Below are 16,284 nucleotides of genomic sequence, written 5' to 3'. Positions count from 1 at the left end.
TTCTCACCGCACGAGCGGCTTACACTTTCCTTCGAGAAGTCCGACTCCGGTAGTTCCTTACTTCGATACCTCTGTTCGTGAATTAATTTCGATTCACGAAGAAAAACTACATTGAACGAGGGGGTTCTACGGGCCCATAGCGATGGTAACTGATTCGCTCGATCCGGTCCGGGGGGTGACAGGACGGTACAGATGAACGCGAACGACCGCAAGATCACGGGCTTCACGATGGCCGGGCACGCGATGGTCCACACCTACGAGCTGTCGGTGCCGATCATGATGACCGTCTGGTTAGTCGAGTTCGCGGCGAACTCGGCGACGCTCGGGACGGTCGTCGCCGTCGGCTACGGGCTGTTCGGGGTCGGAGCACTGCCGGGCGGTCTGCTCGTCGACCGCTTCGGTTCCCGGCGGCTCATCGTCGCCTGTCTCGTTGGCATGGGCCTGTCCTTCCTGCTGTTGAGCATCGCCCCCGGAATCGTCGGCATCACGCTGGCTCTCGGACTCTGGGGGCTCTCAGCGAGCGTCTATCACCCCGCCGGACTCTCGCTGATCAGCAAGGCCGTCGATCAGCGCGGCTCGGCGTTCGCGTACCACGGCATGGCGGGCAACATCGGAATCGCCGCAGGTCCGTTCGTCACCGCCATACTACTCGTTGCAGTCGACTGGCGGATGGCCGCGGTCATCCTCGCGGTGCCCGCGTTGCTGGCGGCCCTCGCAGGGTTGACCGTCGAGTTCGACGAGACGGCGGCCGTCGCTGCGACTGACGGAGGCCGACACACCGCAGATATCGACTCCTTCCGAGAGTTCGTCTCTGCGTCTCGGGGGCTGTTCACCGTCGGCTTCGCGACGGTGTTCGCGCTCGTGCTGTTCAACGGGCTGTACTATCGCGGAATGCTCACCTTCCTCCCCGAAATGTTGGGTGAGTTCCTCGAACCGCTGGTCGACATCGCGCCGGAGGAAGGGATCGGACCGATCCCCGACGGCCGACTCGCCCGGGAGTTTGACCTCGCGCAGTATCTCTACGCCGGACTGCTGGCCGTCGGAATCGGCGGCCAGTACGTCGGTGGTCGCCTGACCGATACCGTCAGCGTCGAGCGGGGCCTGGCGCTGATGCTCGGCTTGCTCGGCGTCATCGCGCTGCTGTTCGTCCCGGCCGCTGGGACGCTGCCGACGCTGTTGCTAGTGAGTGTCGCGTTAGGGTTCGTCCTCTTCGCGATGCAGCCGCTCAGCCAGGCGACGATTGCGAAGTACTCCCCGCCGGAGCGCCGCGGACTGTCGTTCGGATACACCTACCTGGCGATTTTCGGTATCGGTGCGCTCGGCGCCTCTATCGTCGGCACGGTGTTGACCTACGCCTCCACGACGGCGGTGTTCGTCCTGCTCGCCGGATTCGAGGGTATCGCGCTGGCGCTGGCGCTCTCGCTGATCGTTCGAGAGTGAGTTCACACCGACCGCGGACCGCGGCCTATCGGCTCGCTCACGTCACTCCCAATCTCGAAGCGGCCGACTCATACTGCGCCGAGGACGATCAGCGCCACCAGTCCGCTCAGGATGGTCGCGAGGATACTCTCGGTGTACCACGCAACTGCGGCCGCGACGAGTGCCGCCGGGACCCGACCGTTTCCGATCACGGCGATCGCTCCCTCCGGGGCGACCACGGCCGGGACGACCAGCGCCGACAACACCGCGGCGGGAACCATCTCCAGGGCGGTCTCGACCCCGTCCGGAACGTCGCCAAACCGCTCGAACAGGAAGAGAAACGAGGCGCGTAGCGCATACGTTCCGACCCCGGCGAAGACGATTGCCAGCCAGACGACCGGATCCGGAGATGTCATTCACCCACCTCCTCCGGCCCGACGCCCCCTGCGGGTTCCGACGCAGTTCGCGCGACCAACGTCCCGGCGGCGACGCCCAGCAGAGCACCGAGTACCAGCCCGAGATTGTAGGGAATCGTCGCGCCGGCGGTCGCGACGCCACCGCCGACGACGGCCGCCGTCGCGTGCGCCCGCGTCTGCACGGCCGGCACGAGCAGCGCCAGGAAGGTCAGCGGAACCGCGAACCGCAGCGGTAGCCAGCCGGGCACGCTCGCTCCCACGGCGACGCCGACGACCGTACAGATCTGCCAGACGACCCACAGCGGAGCGGCGGTCCCGAGATAGTACCACCGCCGGCGAGTGACATCGTCCATCCCCTCGGCGTACCGGGTGACCGAGAGCGCGAAGGCCTGGTCGGTCATGATATACGCCATCAGCCCGCGCCAGCGGCGGCTCTCCGAGGTGAAATGCGGCGCGAGCGATGCCGAGTACATCACCAGCCGCGAGTTGATTATCAGCGCCGTCCCGACGACTACCAGCAGCGTCGCGTCCTGTCCCAGCAGCTCGATCATCGCGAGCTGTGAGGCTCCGGCGAACACCACGACAGACAGCGCGATTGCCTGCAGCAACGACAGCCCCGCCCCGACGGCGGCCGCACCGGCGACCAGTCCGAACGGGATCACTCCCAACATTACCGGCGTCGTCGTCCGTACACCGGCGATGAAATCCTCCCGACGACTCATTGAGCGGAGTTCGCGCTCGGGTGTGACACTTCTTGCGGTTTCGGGTCTCGGCCGCCACGACAGCGGGCGTCTACTTGCACAGGCGTCTCTCCGACGAGGACTGAGGCGGCTTCCGTATCGAAGTCGTCCCGGTTCGCAATCTTCGCTCGGTACACTACTCGTCTTCGCTACCGTTTGGACAGAGTGTGTGTGGGACCGGATGTGAACCGGAGAAAGACGTGCTCGCTTCGCTGCGCGCGACTTCCAGAGTTCAAATCGGTCCTACTCCTTCCGTCGTTTTCTCGCGTCGCTCGAAAACTCGGTCAGTACGCGGGACCGGATTTGAACCGGATGAAACCTCGCTTCGCTCGGTTTCCAGGGTTCAAATCCGTGCCTGCTCTTCGCTCACTTCGTTCGCTCATGCGCGGGACCGGATTTGAACCGGCGGACCCCTACGGGACAGCGTCCTAAGCTTGCCCTCGGGAAACGGACTATAGACGCCCTGAGAGGCCGTTTTCCTCCTCGACAGGGTGCAAATTGGGGGCAAGATTTAAAAAATTACCTACGTCACAGCGACAGTGGAGACCACGGTACAACTCCGGTGTTAGTCCGAAAACCTACGTCCACAACGTAAGTCGTGACTACGTAGGGTTCATCTCCTCGATCTCATCAGGAGTCGGTATTTCCTCCAGATAGTCCACTCCAATCGTGTAGTTCGTATGACCAAACGGTGATTCCTTCTTGACTCCGTCAGTCACTTGCTCAGCCCATGCCCCACCATAGAACATCACCTCATTCTCTTCGAGATGCCCCAACACATAGTAGTCAGCGTTCACAGCGTATTCCTTCACCATGAGGGCCTTGGGTTCCTTGTTTGCGACTTTCACGTCAACGGTTGCTGGCTGTCCACGAAGCTCAATCTCGAAATCCTGTCCGCCATCAGTCCAGCGATTTATCGACGTGTCAATCGAAAGATCAGCGTATTCTGCGAAGGCAAATTCACCCATCAGACCTCGGTAGTTCCGCTCGACAGGCTCGACACCCCACGAGTCTGCGTTGTTGTCCCATGCTTCGTTGTCCTCAAACGACTGATTTCGCTCTTCGGCTAACTGACGGGCACGACGAGCGTACCGGGGCGGTACTTCCACCGTGACCGGCATTACACACAAGTTCAATCTCACCGGTCACAACGGTTTCGACAAGACCAGGTCTATGGTTCACTTCCCGCCCGAGTGTGGAACTGTGACCCGGACTTGAACTCCGTGAGTTCCTCGATACGATCTTCGAGTTCCTCGATCTCCTCGCGTAACTCCTCGGCTTCGTCACCTTCAGCGGCCGCGAGTTGATCTTTGAGCCCCTGGAGCCGTGTTTCCTTACGCTCCTCGTCCACCTCGGCCTTGCGGACGTACTCGGACTCCTCGACCTGGTACACGTCGCTCTCGGACAGCTCCGTGACTTCGAGGGCGTCGTCAACCTTGCCGCGGTCCACACCCAGCACGCGCTCGCGGTCGATCCCAGCCTCTTCGAGCGTCTCCAGAACTTCCTCGTCGTCTTTCAGCGACCGATTGCGCCGCGTGGTCCGCTGGACGGAGCCGAACGGTCCATTCACCGGACGGTCGTGGTGAAGCCGGTTGAGAAGCACGTCAGCGACATCCTGACGGAGGTCGTTGGCGTTCCGTTGTACGTCCGAGAGAAGCGTGTAGAGGTTCACCAGCGCGTCCGTCTCCATCTCTTCGAGGACTTCCACTCCGTGGCGTTCGAGTGCGTCTACGAGCAGGAGAGCGTCGGCATAGACATCCAGATCAGGCTCAGTACGTTCTTCCTCGCTCGCTTCGGATTCATCGCCGGAATCGAGTAGCTGGCTCGTGGTCGGACCTTCCTTCTCAATGATCACGCCTCGATCTTCGTCGATTTCGAACCGTGGGTGAAGACTCAACACCGCCGGTTACGGGTCGGCGTCGGGTGGAAGTCTGTCGAGTTCTAACCCGTCCAGCTCGTCGGTGATGCGCCGGTACAGCGTCTCGAACTGGTTGCGCTGAAGCGGGCGCGTCTCGTCGATGTCGCGGTCGAGAAACTCGATGACAACACGTTGCTCCTGTACGTCTGTCACTCGGAATCGGTCGTGCGAGAGTGGCGTGATCAGCGTGGCCTCCTCGGAGAGATCGTCGAGTTCGTCCAAGAGCGTGTGCCAGGAGACGCTGAAAGCCATACTTCGACTATCGAGCGGCGGGAACAAAATCGTGCGGGCCAGTGTGAAAAAATCGCGCCCTGCTGTCAGGGCCGTCTGCGGAGAATCACAAGATAACGACTCATTCATTCAAACGGGTGTTATTAGGAATCTTAATAACGGGTGTTTTAACGAACGGTTGCCGGTTTGCTGAGCCGGGGATTAAGATGAAAATCGTGTCCGGGCGGACGTTCCTGACAGCAGGGTGCGGTCTTCTCGGACAAATCTATTCGACCCAGTTAGCTTCACCTGACAACGCTTGTACGAACAAATAAATATTCTATTTGTTACTGGTTGGGATTTTATGACAGAAAGCTTTACAGTATCCGATTGAGGAGTACTTGGTTATGAGTCTCACAAAGTTCTATCACTACAATCTCTGGATCGAAGGGGATGACGGTCGAAGGCTCGATCCATCTGATGTCCTCAGTGACGAAGTGCTTGCTGAGGATCTATACAGAATATCGAACGCTGGTGAAAGGAACTACCATTCGCAGTTTCAAGAAATTACCAACGGTCAGTACCACGGGGTTCTTATCAGAACAAAAGACGAAGATGACTTCGTGAGACTCTCGTCGGATGGCCGTCTTGGGCGACTTTCAGACGCTACAGAAGACAGTGGAGAAGCTGGTGATATAGACTACGACTATGTTGATTTTGCGATAGACTTCGGGACTACGGGGATCGATCTGCTGATCGAAGTTGGGTTTCAGACCCCTGGGATCGGGGTGCTAAAGCAGTATCTGGATGACCATGTCGAGTTCGATGAAGAATACGAACTCAAACATGAGACCGACATCCGTGACCTCGATGACGAGAAGATGGAACGGTTACTGGATAGTCACCTGAAAAAGGTCGAGATCAGTTTCAAAAAGAATCCTCAGTCCTACGCTGAACTGGACCCTGACGACGCGATTCGAACCTTGATAGACGACAGTTATCGGCTGGAGTTCGTTGCCAGTCTACACCAAGACAAAGATGCTGACAGCACTCCCGTAGATGAGTTCATAACCAGATTCAGTTCGCTTCTGGGAGTGAACGCGGATAGTGCTGAGGAGTCGATTTCTCAAATCGACTTCCCCAGAATCATGCACACTTTCCGTATTGAAGGCATAGAGTCCGACGAGGAAGAAGTCGAAGATAACCTCGCCGACATCGTCAAAAAGGAGGAGATCGACACGAGTGGATACGGGATCTTTGATCCACGCCTTGGTGAGGAACTGTGTGATCGAATCTGACACCATGACTAAACTTCATAAGTTAACTCCCCGTACTCTAACGGAGAGGGATTTTATGGGCTCAGGCCCAGTTAGCGACCTCACGAGGGATGTCGTCTACTCCGTCGTCCTTTCTGTAGCTGGGCTTTTGTTGCTGTTCTACGCGGGCACACCTCTGGTAGCATTAGAAAATATAGATGCGATCAATCGGACGATTACCACCATCCTCGGTCTACTCTTCCCTGTGTTGGCGATCATCTACGCATTTGCTTTTCGGGACGATAACCGCGCTATCAAGGAATTAAAACGGATCGGGAAGTTCGATGATGTTCTCTCGATCTTCACGCTTTCAATCGCCAGTATCGGTGTAGTCTGGATTTACACGTTTAGCATCACAGTCTTTGAGATCCATACACTGTTTCAGCGGCAAGTCCAGACTGTGTTCGCCTTCACTGCGATCTTTGCTTTCGTTTTCGTGATTCTACGGCTCTGGAGGTGTCTTCAAATATTTGTCTTGCTCAATAAAGCGATTCGAGCGAATGAATAACGCTGGGAAGAGGTCAAGTGCGATGACTCAATCCGATGTTGAAATCGGACTCGTGAGTTGTACCAAGAGCAAACGTAAGCAGGCTACCCAGCCAGCGGACCTGTATATGGAATCGGCGTTTTTCCGGAAAGCGCGTGAGTACGCTGAAGCCAATCACGACGACTGGTACATCCTCTCCGCGAAACACTACCTTCTTGATCCGTACGGGCCGCCCATCGAACCGTACGACGAGACTCTAAGCGGTGCATCAGTCGATCGGAAACGTCAGTGGGCGCAGATAGTCTATGACCAGCTTCAAGACGAAGGCCTCCTCACCCAGGGAAATCGACTGATGTTCCACGCCGGACGAGATTATCACGACAAGCTTCGGCCGCTGTTGGATAACACACCTGTTGAGATCGAGATCCCCACAGATGGACTCCAATACGGTGAAACGCTCGCGTGGTACAACGAGCAACTCTAATCGAAGCCGAATATTTTGTACCACCTGATCGAAGGACGGATAATGTCACGACAAGACGATATGGATCGACTTTACGATCTGTTCGAGATTCTCGAAGAGAGAGTCGGTGGGATGCAACGCTTGCGGGAATGTACTGGCCACATGGACTGGCCGGATCGCGGTGTCTACTTCTTTTTCGCCGCGGACGAGACACGAGAATCAACCGATCAGCTTCGGCTCACACGCGTTGGAACACACGCTGTCTCCTCTGGATCAGGTACATCTCTCTGGAATCGACTCCGGACCCATCGCGGCGCGAAGAGTGGGACTTACGAGGGAGGGGGCAACCATCGTGGGTCAGTATTCCGAAAGCGTGTCGGAGAGGCGATGATCGAACGTCACGACATCCACAACGAATATCCGAACTGGGGCGAAGGCTCCAGCGCGGGGCGTGAACGGAGGCTCGCCGAACTCGAACTGGAACGACAAGTGAGCGACTACATTCGGGATCTACCGTTTCTGTGGATCAGCGTTGACGACGAGCCCGGGCCTGAGAGTGATCGTGCGTATCTTGAGCGGAACACGATTGCTCTTGTCAGCAACTACTCGAAGGAATTAATCGATAGTCGAGACGATGAATGGTTAGGGAACGAAAGTCCATGTGAGGAGATCCGTCAGTCCGGACTATGGAACGTCAATCACGTCGAGGAACAGTACGACTCAGCGTATCTCGACCGCCTCGAAGCGGCCGTTGAGGAGACGAGTTCACCGTAATATATTCCGAGAATAGCCGTATCAACGTCTGAAACCATTTATTTCTGCGAGAATGGCTTTCTGCTCTGCATAGTGTAATAGGGAAATGACTATCCCGCCGAATTAATCAGTTTGAGGGGCCTGAGAGACGGTATTAGAATCAGAATCGAACGCACCCTGCTGTCAGAGACGGTTACCCCGGCTCTCGGTATGCCAGAATCCGTACTGATGCAACCCCTCTCAGTCCTGCGTTTCTGACAGCAGGTTGGCGCGGTCAATCTAAAATTCACCTCGAAGCTTCGCTCACGGAGTTATTCAACAGGCACACCAGTTCAATCCTCAATAGACAAAGATGGCTATGTGTTGAGCGTCACTTGCGACAGCAGTTGTGGGCGATCCTCGTCCTCTTCGTCTTCTTCTGGTGCCACAACCATCCAGCAGATCAGCTTCACTTCGTCCTCCTCAATAGGCGGGAGTGGGTCAGGAGCCTCGAACGGCTGGAGTCCCAGATCATCGACCTTCTCGACAAGCTGGCGGGATTTCTCGACTGGGCCGAAGGACTCATCCTCGTAGATCTCGCGGAGTTCCCGTTCGTACCGGCGTCCCCACGGAGCCTCGACAGCCTCGACCGTTTCCTGAAGCTTGTCCTGGGTCATGTCGTCGGGCCAGTGCTCGCGTAGGTGCTGGCCGACCTCGCGGAACAGCTTCCGGATGTCCGGCTGGACGTTCAGCGGGTCGGTTTGCTCTTGCCATTGTCGGTAGATGTCCTCACGTGCTGTTTCCCACGCGCTATAGATCTCGTCGCGCATCGCGTCGGGAAGGACACGCTCGGTTTCTTCTGTACACTCGATCCGCTTGAGACAGGTGAGCGTATCCTGGACAACGTCCTCCTCGTCGTCCATGTCCTCCGGGAGGAACCGCATGAACACCTCGTCGCCGATCCGCGCACAGAAGAAATAGCCGGGGCTGTCACCACGGAATCCTGAGCCCGCCGCCCACGGAAGACCGGTGATCTGTTCTTCGCGCGTCTCCAGCCCCTTCCGAAGTTCTTGACGGTATTCCTCACCGGAGTATGCGGCGGCCGTCCGACCGCCCTCTTCGTAGAAGCCCGTGTCGCCTTCTTGGATCGAGCCAATGTCCTCGACCTTCTCTGCGAAGTTCTGGTTCAGCGTCTCCATGTCGGGGATTACGCCACCGCTGACGCCAATCGAGCGGGCGGCCTGGGTGAGCTTCTGTCGCACTCGGTGTTCGAGTTCCAGCAAGTCGTCGAGGCGGTCTTCGGGGAAGAACGTGATCGGATAGATCTCAGAGTGCGGCGAGTTCACGCGGTCGATCCGTCCGTTGCGCTGGACAACGCGCATCGGATTCCAGGGTAGGTCATAATTGATGACTGTCCGTGCTTCCTGGAGATTGACACCCTGGCCAAGCACGTCCGTAGCGATCAGGATGTCGTACTCATCGGTGGCGTCCGGTGGCGCGTCCCCGGAGTTCGGCGCGAATCCATGAACAGCATCCTCGCGGCTCACACCGTATTTCGCACCATCACCAACAACCGCCGCGATACGACCCTCGTAGCACGACAGTTCATCGTCCTCCGCTACGACTTCCTGGAGATATTCGTAGATCCAGTCCACGGTATCCTCGTAGTAGGAGAACAACAGCACCTTCCGGTTGCGTCGGAACGCCGCCTCAACGTCCTCGTCTTCGAGTTCACGTGCCTCAGCATCATCCCGCGCTCGCTCAACGACCTCGGAGAGAGTCTCACGGAGGGCATGGAGCTTCTGGTCGTCCTCGCGGCTCACACTCCGTGCGCCGTCCCGCCAGCGTTCGAGTATCTCGATGTCGTTCTCCAAGTCGTCTTGGAGGCGTATTGGATCGAGATCGGCGGCTGACAGTGGAACCCGACCATCGGCGGCTTCTCCGAGTGCTTCATCCATCGCCTCGTCGCTGTCCATCTCGACCCACTCATCAATGGCGTCAGGGTCGGGGAAGTACCCTTGATCCATCAGCCGGAGTGCGGCACGATTTTGTCGGATCATCCGGTCGAGTGTGTTAGCGAAGGCATGACTGGAGGACTCGAACCGCTTGAGCAGGCCTGTTCGGAGGAGACCCACCAGCGAGAGTTCTGACGCGTCCTCTTCGCCTTCGAGGTAATACGAGGGCCGATAGCGGGCAAGTGTGAGCTCCGCCTCCTCGCGTTCTCCAGCGGCCAGCCCGCGTGCGACATCGCGGAAGTAGTCGTCACCGAGCGTGCCCGAGAACGTGTAATCGACGCGCTGGGGGTTCGGGTCGGGGAAGTTGATGCGGACAGACCCGCCTTCGCCGTCGGGCATCATCGCGTCCTCGTAGTGGTTTTTGATAAACCGGCGTGTCCGGCGGACAGTCGTCTCGTCCAGCACGTCGAACAGCATGTCGGGGCTGAGATCCGACGGGTCTTCGGACTGGGCCGTTTTGAATCGCTCACGGAGCGACCGGATACCCTCGTTGGCGAAGGCGGCGTCGTTGCGGATGAAATAATTCAGCAGGTAGTACAGGTCCCACAGCGAGTTGTTGACCGGCGTAGCCGTGAGCATGACCACATCCTTCGGGGGATCGCCACGGAGGAGGGTACGGAGCGCGTGGGACTGTTGTGTGCCAGGGTTACGGAAGGCGTGAGCCTCGTCGATGACGACGAGCTGGTACTCGTCCACGTCCAGATCAAGCACGTTCCGGTCGCCACCGAGTTGGCTCTCATTTCGAAGTTCGGCGTACGAGACCGTCTCGAACTGGATGCCCCACTCCGGTCCCTTCTGTTCCCACATACCGTCTCGGAGGTAGGCGGGCGAAATCACGAGCGCACGCTGGCGGTTCTCCTGGACGTACTGGTGGAGCAGTTCACCGGCAATGTAGGTCTTCCCGAGGCCAACCTCGTCTGCGATGATGACGCCACCGTGTCGCTTGAGGAAGCGGTTGGCTCGCCTGACGGCGTCCTCCTGGAAGTTCACGAGGTTGATCCCGCCGTCTTCGTCCTCTTCTTCGGCCAGTTCCTCGCCGTAGCGTTCCCAGAGCACGCGGAGGTAGATCAGGTACGGGCGATAGGGCTCAAACCGCTGTTCGTAGAGTGCGGCGAGATCGTACGGTTCACTGGCGGCCCACAGTTCCTCGAACCACTCGTGGACGCGGTCAGTGACGTGCGGGTCATAGGTGCCAAGGTTCAGTTCGAGGTTCGAGTTCAGGCCCGCACCGGTGAAGTTCGAGGAGCCAGCGATGACACCCTCAGCGTCGGAGAATAGGTATGCCTTCCCGTGGACGAACTTGTCCTCGTGGCGACGGACCTCAACGCGATCACTCCGCAAGAAGTCAACGAGTTCCTGTAGGCCCTGATCGACCTCCCGGGAGAAACCCAAGAGATTGCGGTCGCGTTCGAGATTCTCATCGAGTGATTGGAGAGCCTCGTCGATGCGCTTACGCTCGTATGCCTCGCCGCGTGGTTCTTCGGGCTGTCGCCAGCGTTCAATACCCTCCTGGTCGGGTTGTGCGCCGATTAGAAGACGAACCTGACCGACGTGTTCGAGACCATCGGCAATCGAAAAGTACCCACGCGGGTTGAAGTAGCCGGTCACCACGTCGAGGTCGGGCTGATCTTGGAGTCGGCCATCGAGGTAGTCGAGGTACTCGTCGATCGCCCGGGCGAGCGTGTTCCCGTTGCGGTTATCGACGAACTGTGGGCGCTCAGTCATCGTCTCGCGTTCCCGCCGCGCGTTCTTCTTCGCGGTCGGTATGATCGAGATCAAGTCGGTCAGCCCAGTCAGCGTAGTAGTCGAGGACACGATTCAGGCGTTCTTCGTAGTCCCAGCCGTTGTGGAACGTCTCGAAGATCACCTCAACGTGCTCGCGGGAGAGGCCATAGAGGTGTGCCACGACGGCATCCAGTTCGTAGATCTTCTCCTGCTTCGTGTCTTCGTCAAGTGGCCCGTGTTCTACGCCAACCGCGTCGGCCCAGTCCGCGTAGCGGTCATCTACTGAGGCAAGACGGCCTGACAGTTCTATGACTCGCTGGCGGAGGGGATTCTCAGAGCCAGGACGTGGTATCGGGAAACCATTGAGGATGTGGTAATTGAGAGTCGTTTCTACAAATCTTCGGGCATACCAGTCAAGGGGTATTGAGCAAAGAATCCCGAGGAGGTATGCTTCGTCCTTCTCATCTCCCCGGGGCCACAGGAAGTACGGTGCTTTGTTTGTCAGAAAGATCTCCGGAGGGACAAGTGCCGACCGCACCGTTCGGCTATCCGTTGCTCTTGTAACATCCCGAAACACAACCCGCGGGTAGAAACACGATAGAGTGTCCTTATCATGAACCCACTCTTCGGGCATCTCATAGAAAGCAGATCGTTTCCCAGCGTACTGATAGGAGTTCTCTCTGCTTTCTTGTAGGTGGTCAATCATGATGTCTGGGTCGGCCCAAGCATACCGCTCGCCAGTATCAGGCGTCCAAATATCAAATGATCCGCCTTTGAAGATTGGCCAGTAACCATCCGGAGGCGTCTCTTCCTCCTCGAAAAAGTGCATAAGAACAGTACCATCATCCTTCTTTTTGTCATTTGTAGCGTGGAGTTCTGTATTGGGTCTTGCACGCCACTCGTCTGGGTCGTCTCTGTTTAGGGGAGGGGACTCCGTCAAGACTCCAAACACATCCCCTGCTTCGGGAGTTGGTGGGAGAAGCGGGAAAGCCGCAGTCCCTGTCCAGTTCTTTGCCCTTTCAACTGGGAACGTGTGCGGAGGCTGGTCCCGACCTTCATCAAAGCTTTCCGCACTTGGGAATGGACCACGTATTGAGAGTACATCGTCGTCCGCCGGTTCTGATTTTTCAAAGCTCAGGAGTGCGATGGTATATTGTGGATGTACAGCTGAGAATACCCAGTTTCGATTGTTCACGAGAAATGTTAGATCTCTAACCACACTCTTGTTAAGGAGTCGTCTTCTAATTTCTTCGGAACCAGCCGCGCTGAATACACTCCTTGGGAGCACAACCCCTGAACGACCTCCGTTCTTTGTGAGAGCCCAGAATCTCCAAGAGAACGCCTTGTAGGTATCCGGGTCGCCAGTTCCCATCCCAGGGAATGGACCGTTCCGAAGGAGTGCTCGACGCTTTTCTTGCTCCGCCAGTTCTTCCTTGTACTGTTCAACAAGATCTGGACGTTCTTCACGGAGTCTATCTTTGATACGTTCTTGTTCGGACTGAGGTTTCGCTTGAAGCCCAGGCTCGTAGCGCATCCAGAACTCGTCCTCTTCCAAGGTAGCTTCCTCCCAAGGAGGATTACCGAGTAGAACATCGAACCCCGAGCCGTCGCCATCGAAAACCTCGGGAAATGCGGCGGGGAAGTGTAACGGGTCGGTCGATTCCAGTACTTCTTGAGCTTGCTCGTAACACGCCTCTTCTCTGATGTCAATACCGGTATCTGAGACGGGATCAGTATCGATCTCGTCGTTGATCCGTGAAGCCGCCAACACGTCGAAGCGCGCTCGAACCTCTTCCAGTTTCTCCTCGATCTCTTCCCGCGTCTCTCGGGCCTCTTCGACCTGTTCGGCACTGGCATCAGCGAAGCTTCCTAACTGCTCAATCTCTTCGCGGATCTCATTCATTACACTCTGGCCTCCCGCGAACATTCCCAGTGATGACTGCTCTACGTCGAGAATTTCGGTCACCTCGTCCAGCGTCCCAATCCCCGCCAGCGAGTCCCCGGTCACGAGGTTGTAGTCGAGGAACGTCAGCGGAAGTCCCGGAACAAAAGTGTGAACCCAAATCGATAGCCGTGCAAGCTCCGTGGCAAGAGGGTTCAGATCCACACCGTAGACACACCGTCGGGCAACCTGACGCCGGAGAAGCTGACCGCGCTCGACAGGGGGCGCATACTCCTCGTCCTCGAACGCCTCCAGTGCGGCGTCTTCCAGATTGTCGAGTTCCTCTTCCACCGGCGGTAGCGGGTTTTCGGTCAGGTATTTGTAGAGTCGAGATTCAATCCGATCAACAGCACCCACGAGGAAGTGTCCAGAGCCCATGGCGATGTCAGACACGCGAATGTCGAAGAACACATCTGCGGCGGCGTTCTCGCCTTCCTCTTCACGGAGCCGGTCGATTCGGTCGATGTGGTCTTCCAATGCGGGCTCCAGTGAGTGATCCAGCAGGTGCTCAACAAACCGGGTTTTCGTGTAGTACGTGCCGGTCGCCTTTCGCTCTCCAGACTGACCGTGGAGGTAGACCTCGCCCTCTTCGACGACCACGTCTTCGTCACCAAGCGTCTGCTGGCCGTCAGTATCAACCGGTTCGTAGTGACCTTCGTCGTCAAGCGTGAGCGGCTGATCGGCAACGGACAGCTCCGACTCCAGCAGTCCCTCATAGATCACGCCGAACTCACGGACGCCGATGTTGCGGAAGTCTACCGGTCCCTGGAAGCCGTCCTCGGTTTCGTCTACGAGAAGCCGGAACAGCACGGGGCCGAACTCGGCGTTGTTTAGCCGGAGATCCGCCAACATTGCTCCGGCGTCGGATATGTCGGGGTCCTCGGAGAGGAGTGTCCCGTCGTAGGCGGGGAGCCCGAGTTCGTCGTGGCCGTGGTGAACCGCCCGCGTGAGGTGCATCACGTCGTCCCAGTGGTCGTAAAACGAATCGTCGAACTTGCCGCCGTCCTGAATGAACTCGTGGAGGTTCTTGGCCTTACGCTTGAGCGAGTTCTCGTCGTACCGGGCGTTCCGACGCCGTGGAAGGAACTCCTCGTCTTCGGCGTAGGCGATGAAGAGGAGCCGATAGAGGAGAACCAGCGTCATCCGATAGGTTTCGTCGAGTTCGTCCTTCGTCGGATCGTCGAGATCACGTGCTTTGGCGATGGCTTCCGCGAGGTCGGGAATCACATCGTCGTAGATGCGCTCGCGGAGCCGCGCCCCAAGATCGGCGGCGTAATCCTTCGACCGCTCCATGATGTCGTGGAGCGTCCCGTCGTCGCGGAGGGCGTTCGCAGAGAACAACAGCCAGAGGTACGCCGCTTTCTCGTCAGCGAGCAGTGTCGTGTTCACCTCAACGTATGTGTCCGTCCGTCCGCGCGAGCCGAAGCCAGCGTCCGGGTTCGTCGTGTACAGGCGGAGTGTATCGCCACTGTTCCCGATGACGTATTCGAGGTTGCGTTTGTCCGCCTCGTTGAGCGCATAGGCCACCGGCGACTGACCGACGAAGCGATCCTGCGCGTGGTCGAACGATTCGTCTTCCTGGAGGAACACCGCGACCGCCCGCTCGTGTCCGTCGCTGGTGTCTTTCAGGACGTAGCTCTGGTCGGTGAGCCGATCGATCTCGTAGTTCAGGCCCTTGATGAGCTCTCGCGGGTCGTCGTCGAGGGCACGCCGCGCTTGTTCGGCGGCGTCTTCCCAGTCGTCACGCTCAGGGACACCCACACGAAGTTCGTGCGTGGAGAGCAGTCCCTGATTGCGGAGGCCGGTGAGTTCCTCGTCGAGCTGTGGAAGCATCTCGCTGAGGAACTGTTGGGCCGCGTGCCGGTCGGGCTGATCGAGTGCGGCTTCACAAACGCGCTCCGCCTGACCGCGATCTACATCTCGATAGACGGGGGGCTCCTCCCCACTCGGACCACAGAGGCCGACTCTGTCTCCGTAGATAGCAACGACGAGAATCGGGTTGACGCGTCCACCGCGACGATCCGAGTAGGTCTTCTGGAGAAACTCCTTGGTCGGTCGTTCGCCGTGATCAGTAACTGCGATTTCGAGTTGACTCGCACCGTTTCCTTGGTAGTATTCGTAGTCGTTCCCCTCCCTATCGTAGTTCCAGGGTCGTCCGCTTCGGGAGGAGAGAAATCCAGATGCCATACAAAAATCCGTTGAGTCGGGGGGTCAAATATGTTGGTGGCGAACGACATCGCTTCCGGGATCTGTACTAAGGATCGATTACCGGTAACGAGGGAACAAATCGCCCCTTCGCAGGTGGATTACGACTCGCCAACCCACCGAATTGTCTTATCTTCTCCTCGGCCTTCCCGTTCGATTTCGCCTGTTACCTCATCGAGAACAACCAGCGTTGAGGCGACACTCCCATTCTGCTTACCCGGTTCAACACCTGGATGGCCGTTCTCGTGCAACCGCTGTTTCAGCTCACGTTCCGTGAGTTCACCAGCCTCGTAGATTATTTGACGTGTGGTATAGGGTTGCCGCTCAGGATTCGACAGACGACTGTAGAACGGTTGGCGACTCTCTTGAATCTCGTCGAGTGGGATCTCCGGTACTTCCGGAAGGTCATCCGGGGTGTCGGTCGCTCCCGAGCGAGACTTAGTCCCGCCAGAGTTTAGCTGTATGTGAACGATGAACTCTCCGTTCTCGTCTGTATCAGGGGTTATTTTCTCGATGTCGAGACGCAGGTCATGGTTCTCGTTCAGTTCCTCGTAGCTCAACTCCTCCTCGAACTCCTTGGGCGATCCCATTACCTCGATCTGCTTGGTCAGGTGGACGCCGTCTTCGCGGAGGATGAGTTCATCCATTAGCTCTCACCACACTCATGTACTCACTCTGAGTATATAATTCTTACTC

The 16,284-nt window shown here is 57.8% G+C and carries 11 protein-coding genes and 1 pseudogene; 5 read left to right on the top strand and 7 right to left on the bottom strand.

Annotated elements, in window-relative coordinates; translation table 11 throughout:
- The first annotated feature begins 192 nt into the window (after positions 1-192).
- Complete coding sequence (locus tag GRX03_RS07140; RefSeq protein ID WP_159763509.1) at positions 193-1,440, top strand: MFS transporter; 1,248 nt, start codon at positions 193-195, stop codon at positions 1,438-1,440.
- 68 nt (positions 1,441-1,508) lie between these two features.
- Here the strand turns inward: GRX03_RS07140 and GRX03_RS07135 are convergent, their stop codons facing one another.
- The 4 genes and pseudogenes from GRX03_RS07135 to GRX03_RS07120 all read right to left on the bottom strand — a co-directional run bounded on the left by GRX03_RS07135 (position 1,509) and on the right by GRX03_RS07120 (position 4,745).
- Positions 1,509-1,835, bottom strand: coding sequence for an AzlD domain-containing protein (locus GRX03_RS07135; protein WP_159763508.1), 327 nt, complete (start codon positions 1,833-1,835; stop codon positions 1,509-1,511).
- Positions 1,832-2,557, bottom strand: a complete 726-nt coding sequence (locus GRX03_RS07130; protein WP_159763507.1) for an AzlC family ABC transporter permease — start codon at positions 2,555-2,557, stop codon at positions 1,832-1,834. The genes GRX03_RS07135 and GRX03_RS07130 overlap by 4 nt, the downstream gene beginning before the upstream one ends.
- A 620-nt stretch (positions 2,558-3,177) precedes the next feature.
- Positions 3,178-3,696, bottom strand: coding sequence for a hypothetical protein (locus GRX03_RS07125; protein ID WP_159763506.1), 519 nt, complete (start codon positions 3,694-3,696; stop codon positions 3,178-3,180).
- A gap of 50 nt (positions 3,697-3,746) precedes the next feature.
- Positions 3,747-4,745 (bottom strand): annotated as a pseudogene (locus tag GRX03_RS07120) (hypothetical protein).
- A 365-nt stretch (positions 4,746-5,110) separates the two neighbouring features.
- On the opposite strand from GRX03_RS07120, the gene GRX03_RS07115 reads away from it, so the two are divergent.
- The 4 genes from GRX03_RS07115 to GRX03_RS07100 are packed head-to-tail and all read left to right on the top strand — an operon-like array spanning position 5,111 to position 7,743.
- Positions 5,111-6,001 (top strand): hypothetical protein, encoded by an 891-nt coding sequence (locus GRX03_RS07115; protein WP_159763505.1) that lies wholly within the window; start codon positions 5,111-5,113, stop codon positions 5,999-6,001.
- Positions 5,988-6,527 carry a hypothetical protein gene (locus GRX03_RS07110; protein WP_159763504.1) on the top strand — a complete coding sequence of 180 codons (540 nt, stop codon included), beginning with the start codon at positions 5,988-5,990 and terminating at the stop codon, positions 6,525-6,527. The genes GRX03_RS07115 and GRX03_RS07110 overlap by 14 nt, the downstream gene beginning before the upstream one ends.
- A 22-nt stretch (positions 6,528-6,549) precedes the next feature.
- Positions 6,550-6,990 (top strand): DUF6884 domain-containing protein, encoded by a 441-nt coding sequence (locus tag GRX03_RS07105; protein WP_159763503.1) that lies wholly within the window; start codon positions 6,550-6,552, stop codon positions 6,988-6,990.
- A gap of 42 nt (positions 6,991-7,032) precedes the next feature.
- Positions 7,033-7,743: a hypothetical protein gene (locus GRX03_RS07100; RefSeq protein WP_159763502.1), complete on the top strand. Its 711-nt coding sequence runs from the start codon at positions 7,033-7,035 to the stop codon at positions 7,741-7,743.
- 335 nt (positions 7,744-8,078) lie between these two features.
- On the opposite strand, the gene GRX03_RS07095 is transcribed toward GRX03_RS07100, so the two are convergent.
- From GRX03_RS07095 to GRX03_RS07085, 3 genes are all read right to left on the bottom strand, one after another.
- On the bottom strand, positions 8,079-11,441 hold the full coding sequence (locus GRX03_RS07095) for a helicase-related protein (protein WP_159763501.1): 3,363 nt from the start codon (positions 11,439-11,441) through the stop codon (positions 8,079-8,081).
- A complete protein-coding gene (locus GRX03_RS07090; protein WP_159763500.1) occupies positions 11,434-15,570 on the bottom strand; it encodes an Eco57I restriction-modification methylase domain-containing protein in 4,137 nt (1,378 codons plus the stop codon). Before GRX03_RS07090 ends, GRX03_RS07095 begins: the two co-directional genes overlap by 8 nt.
- Positions 15,571-15,689: 119 nt before the next feature.
- Positions 15,690-16,235: a hypothetical protein gene (locus GRX03_RS07085; protein ID WP_159763499.1), complete on the bottom strand. Its 546-nt coding sequence runs from the start codon at positions 16,233-16,235 to the stop codon at positions 15,690-15,692.
- Between the last annotated feature and the right edge of the window lie 49 nt (positions 16,236-16,284).

This window comes from Halovenus carboxidivorans, assembly GCF_009831575.1.
Classification (GTDB): domain Archaea; phylum Halobacteriota; class Halobacteria; order Halobacteriales; family Haloarculaceae; genus Halovenus; species Halovenus carboxidivorans.
Note: the sequence above shows the minus strand (reverse complement) of the source record. Positions and strands in the feature narration are given on the sequence as shown.